Source organism: Bradyrhizobium sp. MI1.10 (genome assembly GCF_055811035.1).
The window spans coordinates 28,729-50,741 of the sequence record NZ_JBVVPN010000013.1; the positions used below are offsets into that span (position 1 = coordinate 28,729).

17 protein-coding genes and 3 pseudogenes are annotated in these 22,013 nt (G+C 63.8%); 12 read left to right on the forward strand and 8 right to left on the reverse strand.

Annotated features, from left to right (window positions below):
- The first annotated feature begins 60 nt into the window (after window positions 1-60).
- Both AC0L3K_RS15380 and AC0L3K_RS15385 read left to right on the forward strand, forming a co-directional pair.
- Complete coding sequence (locus tag AC0L3K_RS15380) at window positions 61-918, forward strand: VOC family protein (RefSeq protein ID WP_354129420.1); 858 nt, start codon at window positions 61-63, stop codon at window positions 916-918.
- Between the two features lie 79 nt (window positions 919-997).
- Window positions 998-1,273 (forward strand): hypothetical protein, encoded by a 276-nt coding sequence (locus AC0L3K_RS15385; RefSeq protein ID WP_007594098.1) that lies wholly within the window; start codon window positions 998-1,000, stop codon window positions 1,271-1,273.
- Here AC0L3K_RS15385 and AC0L3K_RS15390 read toward each other — a convergent pair.
- Window positions 1,270-2,302, reverse strand: a pseudogene (locus tag AC0L3K_RS15390) (L,D-transpeptidase). The gene AC0L3K_RS15385 and the pseudogene AC0L3K_RS15390 overlap by 4 nt on opposite strands.
- Before the next feature lie 182 nt (window positions 2,303-2,484).
- Here AC0L3K_RS15390 and AC0L3K_RS15395 point away from each other — a divergent pair.
- Window positions 2,485-3,441 (forward strand): lytic transglycosylase domain-containing protein, encoded by a 957-nt coding sequence (locus tag AC0L3K_RS15395; RefSeq protein WP_473366301.1) that lies wholly within the window; start codon window positions 2,485-2,487, stop codon window positions 3,439-3,441.
- 49 nt (window positions 3,442-3,490) lie between these two features.
- Here the strand turns inward: AC0L3K_RS15395 and AC0L3K_RS15400 are convergent, their stop codons facing one another.
- A complete protein-coding gene (locus tag AC0L3K_RS15400) occupies window positions 3,491-4,615 on the reverse strand; it encodes a DUF1236 domain-containing protein (protein ID WP_007594104.1) in 1,125 nt (374 codons plus the stop codon).
- Between the two features lie 102 nt (window positions 4,616-4,717).
- Here AC0L3K_RS15400 and AC0L3K_RS15405 point away from each other — a divergent pair, with 102 nt between their 5' ends.
- A complete protein-coding gene (locus AC0L3K_RS15405; protein WP_473366302.1) occupies window positions 4,718-5,203 on the forward strand; it encodes an NUDIX hydrolase in 486 nt (161 codons plus the stop codon).
- Here AC0L3K_RS15405 and AC0L3K_RS15410 read toward each other — a convergent pair.
- Window positions 5,190-6,164: a Bug family tripartite tricarboxylate transporter substrate binding protein gene (locus AC0L3K_RS15410; protein ID WP_473366303.1), complete on the reverse strand. Its 975-nt coding sequence runs from the start codon at window positions 6,162-6,164 to the stop codon at window positions 5,190-5,192. The two genes, AC0L3K_RS15405 and AC0L3K_RS15410, sit on opposite strands and share 14 nt — an antisense overlap.
- Window positions 6,165-6,606: 442 nt before the next feature.
- On the opposite strand from AC0L3K_RS15410, the pseudogene AC0L3K_RS15415 reads away from it, so the two are divergent.
- From AC0L3K_RS15415 to AC0L3K_RS15440, 6 genes and pseudogenes are all read left to right on the forward strand, one after another.
- A pseudogene (locus AC0L3K_RS15415) lies at window positions 6,607-7,208 on the forward strand (hypothetical protein).
- 29 nt (window positions 7,209-7,237) lie between these two features.
- On the forward strand, window positions 7,238-7,495 hold the full coding sequence (locus AC0L3K_RS15420) for an HGGxSTG domain-containing protein (RefSeq protein WP_007594111.1): 258 nt from the start codon (window positions 7,238-7,240) through the stop codon (window positions 7,493-7,495).
- A gap of 88 nt (window positions 7,496-7,583) precedes the next feature.
- Entirely contained in the window at window positions 7,584-8,291 is a 708-nt protein-coding gene (locus tag AC0L3K_RS15425; protein WP_473366304.1) for a hypothetical protein, read from the forward strand.
- A gap of 66 nt (window positions 8,292-8,357) precedes the next feature.
- Window positions 8,358-9,869 (forward strand): CYTH and CHAD domain-containing protein, encoded by a 1,512-nt coding sequence (locus AC0L3K_RS15430; protein WP_473254309.1) that lies wholly within the window; start codon window positions 8,358-8,360, stop codon window positions 9,867-9,869.
- A 69-nt stretch (window positions 9,870-9,938) separates the two neighbouring features.
- Window positions 9,939-11,235: pseudogene (locus AC0L3K_RS15435) on the forward strand (inorganic phosphate transporter).
- Window positions 11,236-11,951: 716 nt separating this feature from the next.
- Window positions 11,952-12,362: a hypothetical protein gene (locus AC0L3K_RS15440; protein WP_007594128.1), complete on the forward strand. Its 411-nt coding sequence runs from the start codon at window positions 11,952-11,954 to the stop codon at window positions 12,360-12,362.
- Window positions 12,363-12,445: 83 nt separating this feature from the next.
- On the opposite strand, the gene AC0L3K_RS15445 is transcribed toward AC0L3K_RS15440, so the two are convergent.
- The gene (locus tag AC0L3K_RS15445; protein WP_473254311.1) at window positions 12,446-13,585 is read right to left on the reverse strand and encodes a lysozyme family protein; all 1,140 of its coding nucleotides are present in this window, start codon (window positions 13,583-13,585) and stop codon (window positions 12,446-12,448) included.
- 251 nt (window positions 13,586-13,836) lie between these two features.
- Here AC0L3K_RS15445 and AC0L3K_RS15450 point away from each other — a divergent pair, with 251 nt between their 5' ends.
- Window positions 13,837-15,114 (forward strand): L,D-transpeptidase, encoded by a 1,278-nt coding sequence (locus AC0L3K_RS15450; RefSeq protein ID WP_245286082.1) that lies wholly within the window; start codon window positions 13,837-13,839, stop codon window positions 15,112-15,114.
- A 368-nt stretch (window positions 15,115-15,482) separates the two neighbouring features.
- Window positions 15,483-16,457: an alpha/beta hydrolase family protein gene (locus tag AC0L3K_RS15455; RefSeq protein ID WP_219685132.1), complete on the forward strand. Its 975-nt coding sequence runs from the start codon at window positions 15,483-15,485 to the stop codon at window positions 16,455-16,457.
- Between the two features lie 268 nt (window positions 16,458-16,725).
- Here AC0L3K_RS15455 and AC0L3K_RS15460 read toward each other — a convergent pair whose 3' ends face one another.
- From AC0L3K_RS15460 to xylB, 4 genes are all read right to left on the reverse strand, one after another.
- The gene (locus AC0L3K_RS15460; RefSeq protein ID WP_473254312.1) at window positions 16,726-17,673 is read right to left on the reverse strand and encodes an ABC transporter substrate-binding protein; all 948 of its coding nucleotides are present in this window, start codon (window positions 17,671-17,673) and stop codon (window positions 16,726-16,728) included.
- Window positions 17,674-17,771: 98 nt separating this feature from the next.
- Window positions 17,772-18,827, reverse strand: a complete 1,056-nt coding sequence (locus tag AC0L3K_RS15465) for an ABC transporter permease subunit (RefSeq protein WP_354127295.1) — start codon at window positions 18,825-18,827, stop codon at window positions 17,772-17,774.
- Window positions 18,820-20,349 carry a sugar ABC transporter ATP-binding protein gene (locus tag AC0L3K_RS15470; protein ID WP_219685135.1) on the reverse strand — a complete coding sequence of 510 codons (1,530 nt, stop codon included), beginning with the start codon at window positions 20,347-20,349 and terminating at the stop codon, window positions 18,820-18,822. Before AC0L3K_RS15470 ends, AC0L3K_RS15465 begins: the two co-directional genes overlap by 8 nt.
- A 210-nt stretch (window positions 20,350-20,559) precedes the next feature.
- Window positions 20,560-22,005 carry a xylulokinase gene (gene xylB, locus AC0L3K_RS15475; protein ID WP_473366351.1) on the reverse strand — a complete coding sequence of 482 codons (1,446 nt, stop codon included), beginning with the start codon at window positions 22,003-22,005 and terminating at the stop codon, window positions 20,560-20,562.
- Window positions 22,006-22,013: the final 8 nt, after the last annotated feature.

The following is a 22,013-nucleotide window of genomic DNA, read 5'->3' on the forward strand; positions in this document are numbered from 1 at the left end:
GTAGACAGGATTTGTGGCTGCCAACGGCGGTCCAGTCAGTTTGCATTCGGGGAAAGAACAGTGGCTCTCAAGAACGTCATCGGCATCGACCACGCCGTGGTCATGGTTCAGGACCTCGACAAAGCCGCCGAGAATTACCGGCAGCTCGGCTTCACCCTCTCGCCGCGCGGCACTCACAGCGCACATATGGGCACCGGCAACTACACCATCATGTTCGACCCGGATTATATGGAGCTGCTCGGCGTGCTCGCCGCGACCGAGCACAATGCACCCGCGCGTGCTTTCCTGGACCAGCGCGGCGAAGGCATCGAGCGCATCGCCTTCACTGCGGTCGATTCCGCTGCCGGCGCAGAGGAAATCCGCGCACGCGGCCTGGAGCCGATCGGCCCGACCGATTTCGAAAGGCCCGTGACGCTGCCCGATGGCACGATCTCGGCGGCGAAATTCCGCACCTTCATGTGGCCGACCGCGGAAGCGCCCGGCGGCGTGCGCATTTTCGCTTGCCAGCACAAGACGCGGGAGACGGTGTGGATTCCCGAGCTGATGAAGCACGCCAATGCGGCCAAGCGGATCAAGCAGACATTGATCGCGACGCCCGAACCCGCGAAGGAGGCCGCGCATCTGGGACGGCTGATCGACCGCGAGCCGAAGAATGAAACCGACGACGCTGTGACCGTGGCCTCCGGTGGCGATCGGGCCGATTTCGTTTACTTGACGCTGGAGCAGCTCGGCAAACGCTATCCCGGCGTGCCGCTCGCGGGTCTTTCCGAACGCGGAGGCGCTGCCCTGGTGCTCGTGAGCGGCGATCTCGCGGCCACCGAGAAGGCGCTTGGTTCGGCAGCGGTGCGCAGCGGGTCTGCGATCTGCGTGCCGCCGGCCAAGGCGAACGGCACTCTGCTCGCCTTTGTTGCCGGCTGATTTGAACTAATTCTTTAACAAGCGTTTTACCGGGCCGCCCTAGGCTTCTGGGCTACCCGCGCCTTCAGGGGCCAAGCGCATGTTCAAAGAGAAATCGCCGATCGCCTATGACGCGCCGGCCGAACTGAAGAAGTGGCCGTCGCTGAAAGGCGAGAGGCAGAAGGATCGAGGTCCGCCCTATCTCGTCTACGACGGCACGCTCGCCGACTGCGTCCGCGAGCTCATGGGCAAGCCGATCAAAGGCATCTCGCTTTACGACATCATGACGAGGCCGCAAGCAGCGTTCGACCAGACCGTGCTATCGCCCGGCGATGCCGCCGAGATCGCGATGCGCAAGGACTTTCCCAAAGACTAGTTCGAGGCGCGCCTGCCGACGGACTTCCGCCGCTGCTCGGACGAGGAGTCCGTCGGCGCATCCAGGAAGACCACCGGTGTGCCGCGCTTGACGTGCTCGCCCAGCGCGCGCACGTCCCAATTGGTCAGCCTGACGCAGCCATGCGACGCCGACTTGCTGACCCTGTCGGGCTCCGCCGTTCCGTGGATGCCGTAACCCTGCGCGGACAAGCCGATCCAGTATGCTCCTACCGGATTGTTCGGGCCCGGCTGAACGTCGAACGGCTTTTTCGATTTGACGCTTCTGAACTTGTAGTCGGGGTTGTAGTGATAGACCGGATTCTCGTGGGCGCTGGTGACCTTGAGCGTACCGCTCGGCGTCGGACGATCCGGACTTCCGATTGACGCAGGATAGAATGCGATGAGGGTGCCGCCCTCGTCGAATGCTTTCAGCGTGCCGTTTTCTTGTCGATGTCGAGCCGCGCGATGTGCGGCAGCTCTCGCCGCGCCGGAACGTTTGCAACGACGATGGTCACTCCGGCCTGTCGAAGGCCTTGTCCGGGTTGAGCGCCCTGAGCAGATCTGCGCTCATGTGGAATTTCTCGGCAAGCCCTTCGAGCGGACTGGTGTAGCTCAGCGCCTTCAGCGGCTTCATGTCATCAAGCTTGCCGGGCAGCTCCTTCAGAAACGGCCCCTTCACATCCGCATCCGTGATCTTGTATTCGATCAGGACCGGGCCTTCGCTCGCGGCGTTCAACTTATCCCAAAGCTCCGGTGCGATCGTTTTGTCGGATGCAACGCCGTTCTGCTCGGCGAATGCCTCCAGCGCCTTCTGCGCGTTCTCCCCGAGCTTGCCGTCGATCTCCCCCGGCGAGAACCGCGCACGGTCGAGCAAAATCTCAAGCTTCACGATCGATGCGTTGAGCTTATCGGCAGCAATTTGCTTTGCGGGACGCGCAGCGTCGTTCACCGCTGCTGGATCAAGATTGCCTGCAAGCGCCGCAGAGATCACCGACAGCGAAATCACCGCGCCAAGCATCCATCGCATCATCTTGCTCGTCCCAATTCGCCATGCCCGCAAATTCGCGGAGAAAAGAGTTTCCTGGCGGGAACACCGTAGTAATACCGGCGGAACCGGTGAGACCGCAGCTTTGCCGCAATCGCACGGTTAAGAACTCCTTATCGCCGGCGCACCGCTGGCCGTTCACCCACAGTTCGAGGTTGCTCCAGCAAATGCGATTTGTCGTCGCGGCTTGCGCCGCGTTCATGATTCTGATGTGCGACTTCGATCCGTCGGTGTCCCGCCAAACGTCAGCCTTCGATCACACCGTTCTTCAAAACACTCAGGCCTCGCCACTTGTTCCGGTGGTCGAACTGTTCCTCGCAAGCGTGCAGGCGCTTGAGCTCGCCAATGCGCGTGCGTCCTATGAGGAGACGTCCGAGCCGCCGGATACGGTCGAACCCGTCGCGCAGGCGCCGGTTTCGCCGACGGAGCGCTTCTGCCACGCGCTTCGTGGAGCGGCCGAGGCCAGCGGGATTCCAGTCCCGTTCTTTGCGCGCCTGATCTGGCAGGAGAGCCGCTTCAAGTCGAACGAGGTCAGCCAGGCCGGCGCGCAAGGCGTCGCACAGTTCATGCCGCAAACGGCAGCGGAGGTCGGGCTGGATGATCCGTTCGATGCGATGAAGGCGCTGCCGGCGTCGGCCAAATTCCTGCGCAAGCTACGCGACGATTTCGGCAATCTCGGACTTGCCGCAGCCGCCTACAACGCAGGCCCCGGCCGGATCCAGAAATGGCTTGCCAAAGAGAGCGAGCTGCCGCGTGAGACACGCGACTATGTCCGCACCATCACCGGCACCAGGGCCGAGGACTGGACCGAGCGCGCGGAAGCCCTCGCGATCCGGATCGACCTGCCGCGCGAAGCTCCCTGCGAGGGCATCGGCAGCCTGTCCAAGACGAAAGACGTCGCCTGGGTTCCGGTGAACCTGACGCCCTCGGTCACGACCATCATTCGCAAGGCGGAGCAGCTGGCGGCGCGATTGACGGCCAGCCGCGCACGCAAGCGGCTCGCGTCCCTGATCCGGAAGAGCACCCACGGTAAGGCACGCAACATGATCGCCGCGCGCGCGGCGGGAAAGAGCGCGAGGGCCCGCGCCATCCGTTTTGCGGCGCGCGAACGATCTTCGGGCTGATGCGAAATCCGGAAGCTGCTCGATGGAGCGGCTTCCGGTGGTCCGCGAACTAGTCGATCTCCTCGATGATGCGGCGTTCGCTGGGCTCGACGACATAGGTCCGCGTATCGCGGTGGATGTAGCGGTACTCGCGCAGGTCGGGCGCGTCCCGGTAGACGCTGCTCGGGAATTCCTCGACCTCGACACTCTCGGGAACGCGGTCACCAACATGGATTTCGGACCGCGCAGTGCTGCCGGTGGTCTGTCGTTCGCTCCGTCCCTCGGTGCGGGTCTTCGCATGCTTGCGGATCACTTCGCGATCGCGATCCGAAAACTTGCTGGCGCTGCGCTCGCGCGTGGTCGTCGTTGTCGCGGTGGATTGTCCCGAGTAAGGCAGCACCGTCACGATCTTGTATGTCGCCGGATCGACCACCACGATCTCATCCTTCACCAGCGCAAAGCTGTAGCCGCGATATTGCGGCACGATCTCGACCACGTCGGGCGGCAGCGTCGACAGCTGGACATCGCGCGGCACCACCGTGCCGACGTTGAGCGAGAAATTGACGCTGGTCAGCGGCCGCACGTTGAGATGGGAGATGGACGCGCTGATCTTGGTCTCCTGCTGCTTGTCGAGGTTGACGTTAGTGCGGGCGGCGGTCTGTGAATTGGCGCCGGTCCGCTCGCCCTGCGCCTGATTGCTGCTCGGCGCGTTTGGCGATTGCTGGGCCTGGTTGGTTCCAGATGCACCGGGCGCCTGCTGTGCCTGATTGGTATTGTTCGACGGAGGATTGGAGCGATCCTGCGTCTGGTTCGCGTTCGCCGCCGGCGGATTGGCGCTCTGCTGCGAGGCGGGCTGGTTGCCGGCCGCGTTCGAGTTTGCCGTACCGCTGGATGGCCGGGACGACGTGTCCGCGCTGTTGGTGGCATTGGTCCCGGAGCCGGAATTGGCAGACCCGGAAGACGGTGTGGTCGCCTGGGTATTCTGCGTCGACGCTGCCGGCGTTGATGATTGCTGCGGCTGCGACGTGGTCTGTTGCGTTTGTGCCGCGCCAGAGGGCGACGTGTTGGACGGAGCTGCGGAATTCGACTGGGATTGCGGCGTCTGCTCGGATTTGGTGTTCGTGCTTGGCGATTGCGCAAAGGCGGCGTTCGCCAGCACCAGCCCTAAGGCTGTCGTTGCCAACAGGCGGATCATGGTTCACTCCCTTGTTCGGTCAAAGCGTTGGCTATTAACCTGCGCTAAAACCGTCTGTTCCACTTTTTCCCGAGCGAATGCGCCGCCTGCAGGGAACCTGCGATGCCATCGAAAAGCGCCGGGATCATTGCCTATCGGGAACGCGGGGAGCTCGAGGTCCTGCTCGTTCATCCCGGAGGACCGTTCTGGCGCAACAAGGACCTCGGTGCATGGTCGATCCCGAAGGGCGAGTATGCGGACGGAGAAGACGCAGATATCGCCGCGCGACGGGAGTTTGCCGAGGAGCTTGGACTTGAGCTGTCCACGCCGCTGACTTCGCTTGGTCAGGTCAAGCAGCGCGGCGGCAAGATCGTCACCGCGTTCGCAGCCGAGTTCGACATCGATTTGCGCAGCATTCGCAGCAACAGTTTCGAGATGGAATGGCCGCCGCGCAGCGGCAAACGTCAGACCTTCCCGGAGGTCGATCGTGCCGAATGGTTCACGCTCGCAGCAGCGCACGGGAAGATCAACACAGGACAGCGCCCGCTGCTCGAGCGGCTGGCTGAGGTGGTCGGCAGCACACCAAGCAGACGCCCTACTCCGCCTTGATGTTTGCCGCCGCCACGACTTCGGCAAGCTCCTTGGTCTCCTTCGCGATCTTGGCGGCATACTCGGCCGGACTGAGCACGCTGACGACGCCCTGCGTCTCCAGCCGCTCACGTAACACGGGATCGTTGGCGGCGGCGACGATCTCCCGGTGCAGCATCTCGAGCGTCGGCGCGGGCGTTGCCTTCGGCATGAAGAAGCCGACCCAGAACGAGATGTCGAAGCCGGGATAGCCGGCTTCCGCGACGGTCGGCACATCAGGCAGCGCCGGCAGCCGCTCGGCTGAGGACACCGCGAGCGCGCGCAGCTTACCGGCCTTCACCAGCGGCACGGCGGACAAGGGATCGAACACCGCCAGGACCTCCTGCGCGAGGATGCCGACCTCGGACGCCGCACCACCGCGATAAGGCACGTGGATCATCCTGACGCCGGCTTTCTGGCTGAGCAGCTCCATGGCGAGATGGGCGAGGTTGCCGTTGCCGCCCGAGCCGTAGGCAAGCGCGCCGGGCGCAGCCTTTGCCGCGGCGACGAGATCAGCGACGGTGTTGATGTTGGCCGTCTTGGGATTCTCCGGGTTGACCACGAGCACGAGCGGCGCCGACACGACGGTGGTGAGCGGCGCAAAATCCTTTTCCGGGTCGTAGCGGATATCCCTAAACAGCATCTTGTTGAGCGTGATGGTGGAAGAGTTGCAGGCCAGCATCGTGTAGCCGTCGCCTTCCGCATGCGCGACGCCTTCGGCCGCGATCATGCCGTTGGCGCCGGCGCGGTTCTCGACCACGAAGGCTTGTCCGAGCTTGTTACTCAGCCGATCGGCGACGATGCGCGCGACGACGTCGACCGGGCCGCCCGCGCTGAAGCCGACCATGATCTTGACCGGCCGCACCGGATATTTTTGCGCGAGGGCCTCCGTCGTCACGCACAATCCGGCGACGATCGCCAGCAGGCGAAGCGTTCGTTGCATTCGTTCTCTCCCCAGACAAATCGCAGCCGCTTTGCATGATGCGGCGCATTCGCGGATCATGATGAGCGGCGGCGGCGGATTTCGCAATCGCGTTTGCACGCTGGCATTCCGTCGCGCGGCAGGTTGGAGCCGCTTCGAAACAAAAAACGCGAAAACAACCCCATGCACAGTAGCCGGCACCTGCAAGAACAAGGACTTGCACGAACGAGGATTTGTACGAACGAGGATTGCGCGCTTCGCAATCTTCGTTTGACTCGTCGGGCAAAACACCGGCAGAATGCCATCATCGCAACAATCGTCAGCGTCCACGCCGCCCGTCCACGGGGCACCTCGCGGCGATTGCGCGTAAGCCCTTCATCAACATCCTGAAAATCCCACAGGCGCGCGAGCCGAGCGATCGATGTCGCGCGCAATGAGCCCGCACGGGCAGAGGACACAGCACATGACGACATCTGCGAAACGCCACAGCACGCTGCCAGTTGCGGCAAACGATCGCAGCGGCCCGCCGCGAGCCCGCGGGTCAAGCTCTACAAGCGGCGGATTGCGATCCTCCATGCCGACCGCCAAGCCGGCGAACGGCTGCTGGCCGAGGCGCTCGGCGCCGCCGACTGCGACGCGCTGCATGGTCTCCTCAAGCAATTGGTGAAGGCCAGCATGACCGGACGGAAGCCCGATGAAGCCAATCTCGCCTTCATGATCTCGCTGGTGAAGAGCATCGCGCCGAAGGATTCGATCGAGGCCATGCTCGCCGTGCAGATGGTGTCCGTTCACGCCGCAGCGATGCGCTCTGCCTGCCGCCTCGCTCTCACCGACGACATTCCGCAGCAGGAGAGCCTCACGCGCGCATTGACGCGGCTGAGCCGCACCTTCGCAGCCCAGATCGAGGCACTCAGCCGTCACCGCAACAACGGCGAGCGTGCGATCACGGTCCGGAATTTGTCGGTGCAGGATGGCGGCAGGGCGATCGTGGGCAACGTCACGCAACACGCCAGCATGATCGTCGCGGAGCCGAACGTTGACGTAGAGGACGGCGCCATCGCATGAGCAGCGATCACGTTCGCAACACCAGCCCGATGCAAGCGAGCCGCCGCTGCGGCGCAAGGGCTCGTAGTGGTACCCCCTGTTGCGCGCCGGCGGTGCGCGGCAAGAGTCGATGTCGCATGCATGGCGGCGCCGCAAGGACAGGCGCGCCGCCCGGCAACCGCAATGCGCGGAAGCATGGGATGTTCACGGGGGAAGCGGTCGCGGAGCGGAACAACGTTCGGACACTGCTGGATCAGGCAGGCGAACTGCTTCGCGAACTAAGCCGCGCCAGTCCGTCGGCGGAATGACAGCGAACGGCTGTTGCGCGTAGCGTCGATTGCGACCGTGGATATCCGGAGGTCACGGCGACCATCGATCGTGCTCCTCGCGGTAGGCATGCTCGTTGAGACGGTCGGCGATCTCCTCCGCCACCGGCTCGCTTTCGGCGTCCGCAAGCGGTTCGCCCTTGTTGGTCTTGACGGTCGTCTTGCTGGTCTCAACCGGGAAGTCATCTGGATGGATCGCGGGCTTTTTCAGGGCTCGTCCTTCGGTGGCGGTTCGTCAACCAATTCAAACATCGGCTCGAGATCGTCTCTCGCCTGCCTCAAGACGCTGGCCGCGCGCTGCACATCGGCGCCGCCGCTGTCGACGAGATTCGCGTGCCAAGTCCTTCCCACGCCGGTGATCTCAACCGGCGTGATCGCGATCTCCTTCACGAGCTTCGCAGTCTGGATGCGCATGGACAATGGCAAGCACCCCGGCCGTGAGGTCTCGAACGGTGATCGCGGTTCTGGACATCGACGTATTTGCTCTCCGGTCAATCGCTGCGGCAAGCCTGGCTCTCGGCAGGATCCGCCCGGCTCAATCCGACGCCGTCCTTGCCGAATCCGCGCGACTGGTACGGGTTCCTTCGCCGGTATCCAGACGATAAAGCGCAGCAGCACCGCCAGCGAGGATGAGCACGATGATCAGGATCGCAATTGCGTTCGTTCGCCTCAAGGCTGCCTCCTTCAATCGTGGTGCTGCTCCTCAATCGAGCACGCCGGCGCCGGGTTCCGTGAAGTTTCCATGACTTGCGGCGCCCCTAATCGCCAGCCGCTTTGAAATGCTCGCAGCATCGGAACTTCCCGCGGGTGCGCCACTTTGAATGGGCAACGGAAAGATCCAGCCATGAATGCAGAAACGGAACTGAAATTCCGGATTTCACCGCACAAACTGTCGTCGATTTTGCGGAGCGGCGCTGCGGGCCAGCGCCGCGACAAATCCGAGCAGACGCTGGTGTCGACCTACTACGATACGAACAGGCACAAGCTGAGGCGCCACGGCCTAACGCTACGCGTTCGCAAGATCGAGGACCGCTACGTGCAAACCGTCAAAGCAGGCAGCGCGGGCGGCGTAAGGCGCGGAGAATGGGAGCACGAGGTCTCCGGCGCAAATCCCGATCTTGCCAAGACCAGCCATACACCGCTCCGGCGCCTTGCTACGGGGAAACTTCCCCGCAAGCTGAAGCCGGTATTCCAGACCGACATCCGTCGGATGGCGCAGGCCCGCCGCGTACGAAAGAGCCAGATCGAACTCGCCGTCGACCGGGGCCGCATCAGCGCCGGGCGGCGGTCACGGCCCGTTGCCGAACTGGAGCTGGAACTCAAATCCGGACATGTCGCGGACCTGTTCCGCCTCGCGCGCCATCTCGAACGCCGAACGGGGGCCGAGCTTGATCTGCGCTCCAAGGCCGAGCGCGGTTACCAGCTCGTCGCGAACAGCGGCGGCGGCGCGCAACATGCCGAGGCGATCGAGCTCATTCCCGAGCAATCGCCGCACGAGGCATTCCGCGTGATCGCGCATTCGACGCTGCGTCACATCACGGCGAACGCCGATCCTGTGCGTGACCTCGATGCCGAGGGCGTTCATCAGATGCGCGTCGGGCTGCGGCGCCTGCGCGCGGCGATTTCGCTGTTCGGCGACATCCTGCCGCGAGCAAGCACGGCGCGGATCAAGGCCGAGCTGAAATGGCTCACCGACGAACTGGCGCCTGCGCGTGAAATCGACGTGTTTCTGAAGGAGAGCATACAGCCGATCACCAGGCACGGCGTCCCGGCACGCGGCGCACGGGCGATCCGCGAGAGGTTCTCAAGGCAAAGGATGGCGGCTTTCAAGCGCGCCCGCGACGCGGTCGCGGCGGCGCGTTACCGCCGCCTGCTGATCGATACGATCGAGTGGATCGAAGCCGGACGGCCTCGCGTCGATGACGACCGCTCGATCGCCGCCTACGCCGCGGAGGTGCTGGATCGGCGCATCAGGAAGGCGCGAAAGCAAGGCAAGCGACTGAATAATCTCGATCCGGTGCAACGCCACAAGCTGCGGATCAAGATCAAGAAGATTCGCTATGCAACCGACTTCTTCAGCAGCCTTTACGGCGATCGCGGCCAGAGGGAGCTTGCAGCTCTTTCCGGCCGGCTGAAGCAGATTCAATCGGCCCTGGGATCGCTGAACGACTTCATGACACACCGCAAACTGGCGACCGAGGCTGCGCTGGCGGCGCCGCCTGCACACCGCCGCGCCCAGGCTTTCACATCGGGGGTCATCGTCGGCCAGGAACGCGAGGCCGCCGATGGCCTGATGAAGGACGCGGCAAAGGAGCTGCACCGGTTGCGCCGGCTGCGCGCCGTGCCCAGCGGCTGAGCTGAGGCTCCCATGGATTTCCTGATCCGCCGGGATCATCGCTGACAGACTGACCGCCGAGCAATCCCCATGTCCGATCTCGCACTCAACGATGCACGTCCGGCCGCGCAAGCCGCCGCCAAACCCGACCTCCACAAGAAACCCCATGTCAGCATGGTGGCGGTCTTCCTGCTCTTCCTCGTCAGCGGCATCGGCTATGCCGCCTACGGCATCTTCACCGATACGCAAAGCGTCGGCGAGCCACTCGCGATCAGTGCGCTGCTGCTGCTGGGCGTCGCCCTCATGATCGCACTCGGCTTCGAATTCGTGAACGGCTTCCATGACACCGCCAATGCAGTCGCGACCGTCATCTACACCCACAGCCTGCCGCCGCTGACCGCGGTGATCTGGTCGGGCGTGTTCAACTTTCTCGGCGTGCTCGTTTCCACCGGCGCGGTGGCCTACAGCGTGATCACGCTGTTGCCGGTCGACCTGATCCTCCAGGTCGGCAGCGCCGCCGGCTACGCCATGATCTTCGCCCTGCTGATCGCGGCAATCATCTGGAATCTCGCGACCTGGTCGATGGGCATCCCGAACAGCTCGTCGCACTGTCTGATCGGATCGATCATGGGCGTCGGGCTTACCAACGAGCTTCTATTCGAGCACGCCGGCGTTCGTCGACATCACCAGCAAGGCGAAGTGGGTGTTCGCGGCGCATGCACAAGGCGCTCAGCAGGTCAGTCCGAACGATGCACGCGGCCTGATCGGGACCGCGCTCAAGACCCGGAACCTGAACCGGCCGGACGTGTTCGCAGCGCTCGCAAGCCTGTCCGACGAGGTCGCCAATGACGTGAAGAGCTACGGATCGATCAGCCGGGTTCCGGCGGCGGCGACGCCCAATATGCGCAACGACATGTACCTGGCGGCCGACGCCATCCGTCTGCTGCCCGAGGCGGGCGCCAAGCTCGAGCCGGGCGATGCCGCGATCCTGAAGAACTATCGCACCAGCCTGGAAGACGGCACGCGCTTCATTCCCACCTGGGTCAAGGTCTCGGTCGCGATCGCGCTTGGCCTCGGCACCATGGTCGGCTGGCGGCGGATCGTCGTGACGGTCGGTGAGCGCATCGGCAAGCAGCACCTGACCTACGCGCAAGGTGCTTCGGCCGAGCTGGTGGCCGCCGGCACCATCCTCGGGGCTGAGGTTTACGGCATGCCGGTGTCGACCACGCATATCTTGTCCAGCGGCGTCGCCGGTACCATGGCGGCCAACGGCTCGGGGCTGCAGACGGGCACGATCAGGAACATCGTGTTGGCATGGGTTCTGACATTGCCCGCGGCCATGCTGATCGCCGGCCTGCTGTATATGATGTTCCACGCCGTGATCTGACCGTTCGCCATCTGCAACGATGGTCTGTCGGCGCGCCACTTGGGCACGGGCCGCCCGATCGTGTAACGCCACCGAAAAGCTGATCGGGACGGGACGCTGATGGGGACCGCGCCACCAACGACGCGGGCGGTGCCCGCGCGCTGATCCTTGCGTTGCTCGCATTGGAGCGAGATCAAAATAGCTGTCTTCTCACCCGCCGTGCACGGCGAGTCTCGCTGCCGCATGCACGGCGGCGCACGGAGATCAGGCGCGCCGAAAGGAAATCAGAATGCGCAAACGCACGGCGCATTCACGCGTGATGCGGCCGCTGAACGAAGGCAGCTTCACGAGGTGCTGGATGATGCGTTGAAGCTACTTGGGGAGCTGTCGCGAGTTGCCGAATAGATTCTCAAGCCAGCGTAGATCGCAATTGTTGTTGACGAGGACGCTTGCAGAGACCCGCAACAGATGCCCTGCAGACTTGCACCGTGGGTCATTTTCTTAGAGTCCCTGAGGGCTTTGCTCGGCTACGCCGTCACGAGCGGACAAGCTCGGCGCCAGCCTCGAGATCGGCTAAGGGTTGAAAAGCAGCAGTGGGCGCCAAGCAAATGCTGTTGGTCCACGCCTGGGCGCGGGCTAACGCTGCGCTGGCGCGCCAGAAAGCCCTTGACGCAACAGAACACCATGGATTTGGATCGGTCGGAGGGCCTTGATTAGTCGATGGACGGAGCCGACCCTTGGGATTTTTGCTGAGAATTATGCTCGCAACCGCTTTCGTGAACCTTGCTCCAGCCGTTGTACAAGCGAAGAAAGCCGTCGCTTCTCCTGCCTTGCAGAAGGAATTCGATGCCTTCATCGAGAGGTTTCGCGCGGCGCTGAGGACAAACGATTCCGCCGCCGTCGCCGGTATGACACGATTGCCGTTCATGAACGACAGCGCAATTCGTGACGCCGCGCAATTTCGCGCCAAGACCTATCCGACCTCGTTCACGGCGAAAAACCGCGCGTGTATCCAGCGCGGCAAGGCCGTCTACGACCGCGATCAAGAGAACAATGACACTTACTTCGTCTTCTGCGGCGAGGTCATCTTCGTCTTTACCAAGACGCCGGCGGGGTTCCTTTTTACCGATGTCGGCGCGAATGACTGATCAGGCAACAATATAAAGCGCATCCGCGCGACCAGCGACGGAAGGCCCGCTCGCCCGCGGGTGCGGCAACTCCTGCTAACCACTCAACGGGAGTTCACTGGTGCCTGCGCCCGCTCGGCGTCGGCGGTCGCGGTGCCCATGTATTTCGATTGGAAATGAGCAACCCGCTCGCGCCACATTCCGACGAACGCCTCCGACGTCAGCTTCTCCACGGATTTCCACGCCTCTTTGACGGCCGGAAGCGTATTGCCCCAGATCGCGCGCCTGCACCATTTTTCGCCCTTCTCCCTGCCTTCGCCAGTGGCGCACATCGATTTCCAGGCGATGCGATTGGGTTGGCTGAGGTGCTCCGCGGCGCCTTCCCAGCCCTGCTGATGGATCAGGTAAAGATCGTTCAAGTCCGGCTTCCTGTGCGTCACCCACTGGAATAGAATGCCTTCCGTGATGACCTTGTAGGCTGCCGCAACGGCATTATCGCGGGGACTAAGAATGTCTCCGGAGCCGAATTTTCTGAACTCGTATTTGCTCAGCTGGAACAGCCCGATATATGACCCGGTGCGCTGCTTGGGATCGAAACCGGACTCGACCTTGGCCACGGCCTTCATGAAAGTGAAATCCAGACCGAAAGCGTCGGACGCGCGCTTGATCTCTTCCACCGGCGTTCCGACCGGGATGTCCTTGAACGAACGCAAGACGATCGCCGCCGGCTTCTCGGCAGGCGGCAGTTCGGACCAGACATAACAAATGAGATACCGGAAATCCTGCGGCCCCGTGCTGGAGGCACCGCCGGATGCACCGCACGTGGTCGGCGCCAGCTGGGCGACATCGTGGTGGCCCAAGTCCACCGAGTCCTGCGCAGGCGGTAAATCGGCCGACAGCGTTTGCGACGAATCGGGCAACGCGGCCACGACGATCGATTCCGATTTATCCGAGGCCGCCGTGGTGTCGGTGGCCGTCCCCGCCGCGGGCTCAGCGGCCGTCGCCACTTCGGCGCTAGCAACAGCGGCGTTCGCGGGTCCGGTGTTGCCCATTGCGATTGCCTGCGGTTCATCCGCGAGCATCGCGGTGGCGGCGAGAGATGCTGCGCGGTCCTGGATGGTCACTGCGCGGGCGTTCTCGGTGCCGGCCGGACCCAAGCCAGCCAGCCAGCCAGCGATCCACCCCGCGAGAACGACCGTTCCGCAAAACGTCGGCGCCACTATCGCAAATCGCCGCGGGTCCATGATGCCGTCGCCCCCATACGCTCCACCGGAGCCGTGTAGAAAAGCCAAGCATGCGAAGAGGCTCATTCTTGGGTTCAATGTGGGTCGCGCAATGGCGCAAACGGCCGCTCGTCAATTTTTCCGAAACGTGTTGCCCGATTGCAACGCGTCGATCACAAGCAATCGCGCCCGTCTCAGCGGCAACTCCCACGGTAATTGTGAGTACGGTCCAATTTTCGACCCACTGCGACCAGATTTGGAGGAGAGGCTTGGTGCGCTGTCAGGATGACGCATCAGGCTTCGGCTTCGCGCATCGTCTCGAAACGATGGAATCGCGCCTACGGGACCGGGCGATGCTCGTTAAGGAATTACCAGCAATGCAGCGCGCGATAACAACCGCTGTACTCGCCATTTTCATGCTCCCTGCGGGGATCGCACACGCTCAATTTCTGTTTGGACCCCAACACACGTTCTGGCGAAGCCCATACGCTCCGTACAAAGACAAGCACCACCACCGGCAGACAAACTCTGAAACGGCCAAGAGCGTTCGGCCCGAGCCCCTTCCGAAGGGCCCGCTCCAGATCATCATCTCGCTCGCAGACCAACGGGTCTCGCTTTTTGACAACGGGGCCCTGATTGCACGCTCTTCGGTGTCCACGGGAATGGAGGGGCATCCGACTCCCCTCGGCGTGTTCAGCGTCATCAGCAAAGAACGATGGCACCGTTCAAATATTTATAGCGCCGCCCCCATGCCCTACATGCAACGCATCACCTGGTCAGGGATAGCGTTGCACGCCGGTGTCGTGCCCGGGCATCCAGCGTCACACGGCTGCATCCGTTTGAAAAATGATTTTGCCGTTCGACTCTGGCATCTCACGAAGCGCGGCACGCGCGTGATCATTGCGCATGGTGATGTCCAGCCGGTCGAGATAACCAATCCGCATCTTTTTCAACCGAAAGCCGCGTCCGGTTCGTCCGAATTCCAGAGTGCCACCGTCGCAACCAAGAGCATCGGTGCAGCCGCGGCAACGCAGGGATCACTGGTGTCAAGCGCCGAGACTCCAGAAGCCGCCAGTCTCCAGGAGCCGGGCTCGGCTCCCGCTGCAAGCGTGCCTAAAAAGATCGTCCCGATCTCCATCTTCGTCAGTCGTAAGTTGAGCAAGCTGTTCGTGCGTCAGGGCTTCACGCCGTTGTTTGATGTCCCGGTCAAGATCGAAAATCCGGAGGAGCCGCTGGGAACGCACGTGTTTACCGCAATGGAATTCCAGAACGAGGGAACGGCTATTCGCTGGAGCGTCGTGTCGATTCCAGAGGAATTGCCCCGTATGTCCGAAGCTGCCACGAAACGGCGAGAAGCGCCCGCGAAGCAAACCGCGCCGGAACCGTTACCCGACAAAGCCAACGCGGCGCTCAACCGCATCGAAATGCCCCAGGATACGGTTGAGAAGATCTCTGAACTCCTGACGCCGGCCTCTTCGTTGATTGTTTCCGACAACGGAATTAGCCAGGAGACGGGAAAAGACACGGATTTCATCGTGGTAACGCATTGACGCGGCGGCGCACCCCACCAACACACGATGTCGCTGAGCAAGCCGGTGGAATTGTCCGATCGCAATTCTGGTGCAACTTGATGTCCGCACCTGAGCCAAAGCGGCGCGAGGTCGGCTAAGGGTCACAAACGGTCATGGACCGGCTGCGCGGGACAGGTCAGCTATGGGCCAGAAGGCGACATTACAGGCCACCGGCTATCAACTCGTCCGCGATTCTGACAAAATACCTACGCTTGGCTGAATACATCTGACGCAACGATGGGGCAGCAATGGTGCAATGCGTTTTAGGCCGGCCTGGCCCGGTAGGCGACCCTTCGGTCGTCCGATCGCTGGGTCTTGATCGGATAGCCGGCTGTGTTGCTGTGCACATGCGTGCCCTGTTTCTCGTGCTCGCACTACTGGTCGCGGGCACATCCGCCCAAGCGGATCCGCAGCGCTTTCGCGCTGGCATCACGCGCATCACCGTGCAGGACGCCGTCCCGTTCGATGCATTGGTTGCGTATCCGACAGACGCGGCCGAAGTCTCCTTTCAGGATGGGCCATTCACAATCACTGCCAGTCGCGATGCGCAGATCGCTTCCGGGACGCGCTCTCCAGTTATCCTCTTCTCGCATGGTGGTGGGGGAACGATCAAAGCGGGGGGCAGTCCGTTCCCTTATGCCGCTCTTCTCACGTCCTTGGCGCGCGAAGGTTTTGTGGTGATCGCGCCGTTTCATCCTGGATCCAAGCGCCCTCGCGAAGCTCTCGAAGATCGACCACGTCAGATCCACAAGGCTCTTGATGCTATGTTGGCCGATCCACGCTTCGCGACGCATGCCGATCCTAATCGTCTTGGCATGATGGGATTTTCTTACGGCGGAGCCGTCGCGCTGATCGTCGCGGGCGGGGCTCCTAGCCTAGCTCACCTAGCGGCCTATTGCCGAGACCGGACAGACGATCCGATGGCCTGCGACGGCGTGCCGACCGATGGCTCCTTGGCCAACGCGGTCGGCAAGAGATCGGCGGATGCGCTCGCCGTGAAAACTCTCGTCCTGTTGGAACCGTTTGGTTCCTTGTTCGGTCGGGACGGGTTAACATCGGTCGACATGCCGACGCTCCTCTATCGCGCGGAAAGCAGCGCTCTCAAAGCTGAGGGCAATATCATCGCTCTCGCGGCGGCATTGCCCCATCCGCCTCGACAGGAGACCGTACCGGGCGGCCATTTCATATTCTTCGGTCCATGCCCTCCCGCGGTGGAAGCTGAGGCGCCTGCGGCCTGCAAGGATGCTCCCCGCGTCGACCGTGCATCGGTCCATCGACGTATCGAGGGTGAGATTGGATACTTCCTGCGTCGGAATCTATAGCAGCGCAGTATAGACCCCGGTGTCCGCTTTGGATCACAAGCTGAACTGGTGCATTGAAAGCCAGGGGCCCGCTTCGTGTCGAAAAGCGGACGTCGGGTGGTTGAGTCTGCGGGTATGATTAGGGACAGGATTTGAACCTGCGACCTCAAGATCATGAGCCTAACGAGAGCGCGGTCGACCCAGCCCCGGTCAAACGCTGCATGCCGAGCTAGCACCACGCCACGCAAGCCGGCCAGCGCCACATCCGGCGCCGGCCGTCTCGCGCCCGCTACTGCGACCGGTCCGAGGTCCAGCCCTTGTACTCGCCGACATTGTCGCGCGTCACGAGTTTCGACGGCAGCAGCTCGACCGTGGACGCCGGCTTCTGGCCGTTGAGGATGTTGACGCCGACCTGCACGGCGCGGCGGGCCATGAAGAACGGGTCCTGCGAGGCGGAGGCCTGGATCTGCGCCGCCTGCGGATCCTTGAGGGCTGCTTCGATGTCCGGTGCGCCGTCGACCGCGGTGATGATGATGCCGGTGCGCTGCTGCTGGCGCGCGGCAAGGTCGGTGCCGATCGCCTGCGGATCGTTGATGGCGAAGATGGCGTCGATCTTGGCGAAGCGGGTCAGATAGCCCTGCGCCACCGTGAGGCCGCCTTCGCGCGAGCCCTTGCCGTCCTGGTCGTTGGACAGGACCTTGATGCCGGGGTTCTTGCCGAGCACGTTCTTGCAGCCGACGACGCGGTCGATCACCGCGGAGACCTGCGGGCCGTTCTCGATGATGACGTCGCCTTTGCCTCCCAGCTTGTCGACGATGTACTGGCAGGAGATCTCGCCGGCCTGGACGTTGTTGGTGGTCACCGTGGCGTCGGCGCCTTCGGCCGCGGTGTCGACGGCAACGACGACGATGCCGGCGGCCTGCGCCTTCTTGATCGCCGGGCCGACCGCCTTGGGATCGCCGGGGTTGAGCAGGATCAGGTCGACGCCGGCGGCGATGAAATTGTCGATCTGGGTGACCTGCTTGCCGAGGTCATATTCGAAGCCGACGGTGGTGATCTTCACGTTGGGGTTGGTCTTCTTGGCCTCGAATTCGGCGCCCTTCGACAATGCGACGAAGAACGGATTGCCGAGCGAGCCCAAGGAAACGCCGATCGACTTGAGCTCCTTCGCGAAAGACGGCGCGGAGCTCAGGACGAGCGCCATCGCGGCGCCGGCAAACGAGATCGACTTCAACATTGGCTTCCTCCCTGGTCTGTTTGAAGCTCCGGCACGGCGACCAGTTGCCGTGACGAAATGAACATGACGCTGCAGCGCCCACGGCATTTTTTCCGCGCTCACGTGCGGGCCGAGCCCTGCAGCCGATAGCGGTCCAGCGCGACCGCGCCGATGATCACCAGGCCCTTGATCACGTATTGCCAGACGTCGGATACGCCGATCAGGATCAGGCCGTTCGACAACACAGCAATGATCAGCGCGCCGACCAGCGTTCCCCAGATCGAGCCGATGCCGCCGACGAAGGAGGTGCCGCCCAGGATCACGGCGGTGATGGCGTCGAGCTCGTAGGACTGGCCGAGCTGCAGGCCATTGGCGGCGTAGAGCCGCGCCGCCTGCATCGCGCCGCCGAGGCCCGCGAGCAGGCCGGACACGCCATAGACGAAGATCAGCACGGCCCAGACCTTGATGCCGGCGAGTCGCGCCGCGCTCTCGTTGCCGCCGACCGCGTAGATGTGGACGCCGAGCACGGTGCGCTTGAGCACCAGCCACGACACCAGGATGACCAGCAACGCGATCACCCAGAGCCAGGGAATCGACAATACGCCGGGAATGAGGGTCAAGGCGCCGTTGCCGATGAAAGCATAGGGGATCGACGGATTGAACACCGTGGTGTCGGCGCCGAGCAGCCGCGCCGCGCCGCGCACGGCGGTCAACGACCCCAGCGTGACGATGAAGGGCGGCAGGCGCAACAGCGCAATCAAGCCGCCATTGAGAATGCCGAAGACGGCGCCGGTGAGCACCGCGGCCGGCAACCACAGCACCCCGAGATCGGGGAATTTGGAGATGATCAGCCCGGCCATCGCCGACGCCGCCAGGATGGAGCCGACCGACAGGTCGATGCCGCCGGTGAGGATGACGAAGGTCATGCCTGCGGCCAGTACGGTATTGACCGCGGACTGCTGCACCACGATGCCGATGTTCTGGCCGGTGAAGAAGCGGCCGTCCGACAGCACGTGAAAACCGATGCACAGCAGCAGCAGCACCGGCAGCATGCCGACCGCGCGAATGATCATCCGCGTCCGCTGCCGCTTCGTCTCCTGCGCGGCGGCAAGACCGGGCGCGACGGGGACGGCTTTGGCGGGGGCGGTGCTGGAGGAAGCGCCGTTCTCAGGCATCGAGCTGCTCCGTTCCGGTGGCGAGGGCCATGATGTCCTCCTGGCTGAGCGGCGATGTCGCGTTGCGCCGGATCTGCCCGGCGATATGTCCCGCGCGCATCACGATGACGCGGTCGCAGATGCCGATGATCTCGGGCAGGTCGGACGAGATGACGAGAACCGCGGTGCCCGACTTCGCGAGATTGTCGATGATCGAATAGATCTCGGACTTGGCGCCGACGTCGACGCCGCGCGTCGGCTCGTCGAGGATCAGGATTTTCGGGCCGATCGCGAGCAGCCGCGACAGCAGCACTTTCTGCTGGTTGCCGCCGGAGAGCCCGCCGGCGGGAACAGCGACATTCGCAGCACGGATGCCGAGCCCCGCAAACGCGCGTTTGGCGCGGTCGCGGGCCTTGTCGCGGTCGAGGATGCCGCCGAATTTCGCATCCCGGCCGAGCACCGCGAGATTGATGTTGTCGAGGCAGGACATGTCGAGGAACAGGCCGAGCGCCTTCCTGTCCTCGGTGAGATAGGCAATGCCGGCATCCAGCGCCTCACCGGGCGTGCGGATCGAGACCGTGCGCCCCTCGATCTCGACATGACCGGAGATCATCGGCGCGGCGCCGATGATGAGGTGCGCAAGCTCGGTGCGGCCGGCGCCGACCAGGCCGGCAAGGCCGACGACCTCGCCCGCATGCACCGTCAGCGAACATCCCTTGACGCGCCTGCCGTCGGCGATGTCGACGGCCGCGAGCACGGGAGCTCCCGACCGCGCATCATTCCTGGGATCATGCTCCTTCTTGTAGAAGGAGGAGACGTCGCGACCCACCATCATCCGGACGATGGTGTCGGCGCGGATGTCGCCCTTGTCGAGCGAACCGACCAGCGTGCCGTCACGCAGCACCGTGACGCGGTCGCCGAGCGCATAGACCTCATCCATGCGATGCGAGATGTAGATGATGGCGAGCCCTTCGGCACGCAGCTGGCGGATCAGCGCGAACAACCTTTCGCTCTCACCGGCTGACAGCGCGGTGGTCGGCTCGTCCATGATCAGGATCCTGGAGCGGGCGTGCAGCGCGCGCGCGATCTCGACCAGTTGGCGCTGGCCCATCGAGAGATTGGCGACCTGCGTCTGCGGCGTGAAATCCGCGCCGAGCCGCGCCAGGATCGGACCGACGCCGGCCTGCATCGCCTCGCGCGCCAGCAAGCCGCCGCGGGAGACCTCGCGACCGAGATAGATGTTCTCCGCGACGCTCAGATTGGGGGCGAGCGAGAGTTCCTGATAGATGATCGCGATGCCGGCCGCGCGGCCGCCGAGCGGACCGCTGATCTGCACGGGCTGGCCGTCGATGCGGATTTCGCTGCCCGGGTCCGGCCGGTAGGCGCCCGACAGGATCTTCATCAGGGTGGATTTGCCGGCGCCGTTCTCGCCCATCAAAGCGTGGATCTCGCCCGCGTAGACGGTGAGGTCGACGTCGCGCAGCGCCTTGATGCTGAAGAACGATTTAGAGACCCGGCGCATCTCGAGGATGGGCTCGCTCATCACACCTCCCCGATGCGCCGACGGCGGCATCGCAATCTCACCCGCGTCTCGTTGGTCCCTGGCGCGGGTGCAAGCATTAAACAAAAGGTTGTGGCGCAGGGCAATACCTCACGCATGCCGACGAACGGTCCGGCGCTGCTTTTATCTTTTGCAGACGGAACCGATCCCGCGCGTGATGCCTTTTCTTCGCCACATCATCGCGTATCGCGATCAGCGCCGCGGCCGGTACAGGCGGCGCCATTGCGGAAGCCGCTCGGCATAGGCCTGCGCAAGCGCGGGCTCAGGCTCGAAGGTCTCGACGCGCCGTGGTGCAGTGCAGACGGCATCAATCGCCTCCCCGGTGACGGCGAGGCGGCCAAGCCGCGCCGCACCAAACGCCGCGCCCGTCTCGCCGTCGGCAAAGCGGTGCACCGGCACGTTCAGGACATTGGCCAGCACTGCAAGCCAGAACCGCGACCGCGAGCCGCCGCCGATGACATCCGCCTCCGCGATCGCCAATCCGGTCTCGGCAAGGACGTCCCGGCAATCCGCCAGCGCGAAGGCGACGCCTTCGAGCACGGCTTGCACGATCGCATCACGATCGGTGGCGTGACTGAGCCCGTCGAGCATGCCGCGCACATCCGGATCATCGTGCGGGGTGCGTTCGCCGGAGAGGTACGGCAGGAAGCTGACCTGCGACGGCGCCCGCGGGCGGCACCCGAGCGGCGCCAGCAGGTCGGCCTCGGAAGTCCCCAACAGCCGCGCGATCCAGGCCAGGCACGAGGCCGCCGAGAGGATCGCGCCGGCTTGTATCCACCTGTCGGGGACGGCGTGACAGAACGTGTGCACGACCCGCTCCGGATTGGCCGCGATCGTCTCGGTGGGCACCAGCAATGCGCCGGAGGTTCCGAGCGAAATGAAGGCTGCGCCGGGATTGATGGCGCCGATGCCGACGGCTCCCGCCGGATTGTCGCCGGCCCCGCCGGCGAGCATCGGCCGCCCGGTCATGCCCCAGCGCTGCGCCAACTCGCCTCGCAGCCGTGCCGCCGGCGCGCAGCCCTCGACCAGACGCGGCATCTGCCGGCGCGACAGCGCGGTCGTGGCAAGCCCCTCATCCGACCAATCGCGGCTGACAACATCGAGCCACAGCGAACCCGAGGCGTCCGAGACATCCTCGATCGCCTCGCCCGTCAGCACCAGGCGCAGATAGGCTTTTGGTTGCAGCACGAGTTTTGTCGCCGCGAAGATCTCCGGTTCATGCCGCGCGACCCACAGCAATTTTGGCGCCGTGAATCCCGGCATCGCCTTGTTGCCTGTCGTCATTCGCAAGGCGGGCCAGCGCCGCTCCAGCTCAGCGCATTCCGCAAACGACCGTCCGTCATTCCAGAGAATGCAGGGCCGCAACGGCGTGTGGCTGGCGTCGAGCAGCGTCGCGCCGTGCATCTGGCCGGACAGGCCGATGCCCTCGACCGCGGCCAGTTCGCGCGCGTGATCTGCCTTCAGCGCGTCCAGCGTCGCAAATGTGGCCTCGATCCACTGCGCCGGGTCCTGCTCGCAATGGCCGGAACGCGGCGAAGAGACCGTCAGCGACCGGCTGCGGCTCGCCACCACGCGCTGCGCGTCGTCGACCAGAACGGTTTTGACGGCAGAGGTGCCGAGGTCGATGCCGAGATACATGATGTCAC

Coding starts and splice junctions, on each gene's coding strand:
- AC0L3K_RS15385 (WP_007594098.1), top strand. CDS start 998: ATGTTCAAAGAGAAATCGCCGATCGCCTATGACGCGCCGGCCGAACTG.
- AC0L3K_RS15395 (WP_473366301.1), top strand. CDS start 2,485: ATGCGATTTGTCGTCGCGGCTTGCGCCGCGTTCATGATTCTGATGTGC.
- AC0L3K_RS15400 (WP_007594104.1), bottom strand. CDS start 4,615: ATGATCCGCCTGTTGGCAACGACAGCCTTAGGGCTGGTGCTGGCGAAC.
- AC0L3K_RS15405 (WP_473366302.1), top strand. CDS start 4,718: ATGCCATCGAAAAGCGCCGGGATCATTGCCTATCGGGAACGCGGGGAG.
- AC0L3K_RS15410 (WP_473366303.1), bottom strand. CDS start 6,164: ATGCAACGAACGCTTCGCCTGCTGGCGATCGTCGCCGGATTGTGCGTG.
- AC0L3K_RS15420 (WP_007594111.1), top strand. CDS start 7,238: ATGCAAGCGAGCCGCCGCTGCGGCGCAAGGGCTCGTAGTGGTACCCCC.
- AC0L3K_RS15425 (WP_473366304.1), top strand. CDS start 7,584: ATGCTCGTTGAGACGGTCGGCGATCTCCTCCGCCACCGGCTCGCTTTC.
- AC0L3K_RS15430 (WP_473254309.1), top strand. CDS start 8,358: ATGAATGCAGAAACGGAACTGAAATTCCGGATTTCACCGCACAAACTG.
- AC0L3K_RS15445 (WP_473254311.1), bottom strand. CDS start 13,585: ATGGACCCGCGGCGATTTGCGATAGTGGCGCCGACGTTTTGCGGAACG.
- AC0L3K_RS15455 (WP_219685132.1), top strand. CDS start 15,483: ATGCGTGCCCTGTTTCTCGTGCTCGCACTACTGGTCGCGGGCACATCC.
- AC0L3K_RS15460 (WP_473254312.1), bottom strand. CDS start 17,673: ATGTTGAAGTCGATCTCGTTTGCCGGCGCCGCGATGGCGCTCGTCCTG.
- AC0L3K_RS15465 (WP_354127295.1), bottom strand. CDS start 18,827: ATGCCTGAGAACGGCGCTTCCTCCAGCACCGCCCCCGCCAAAGCCGTC.
- AC0L3K_RS15470 (WP_219685135.1), bottom strand. CDS start 20,349: ATGAGCGAGCCCATCCTCGAGATGCGCCGGGTCTCTAAATCGTTCTTC.
- xylB (WP_473366351.1), bottom strand. CDS start 22,005: ATGTATCTCGGCATCGACCTCGGCACCTCTGCCGTCAAAACCGTTCTG.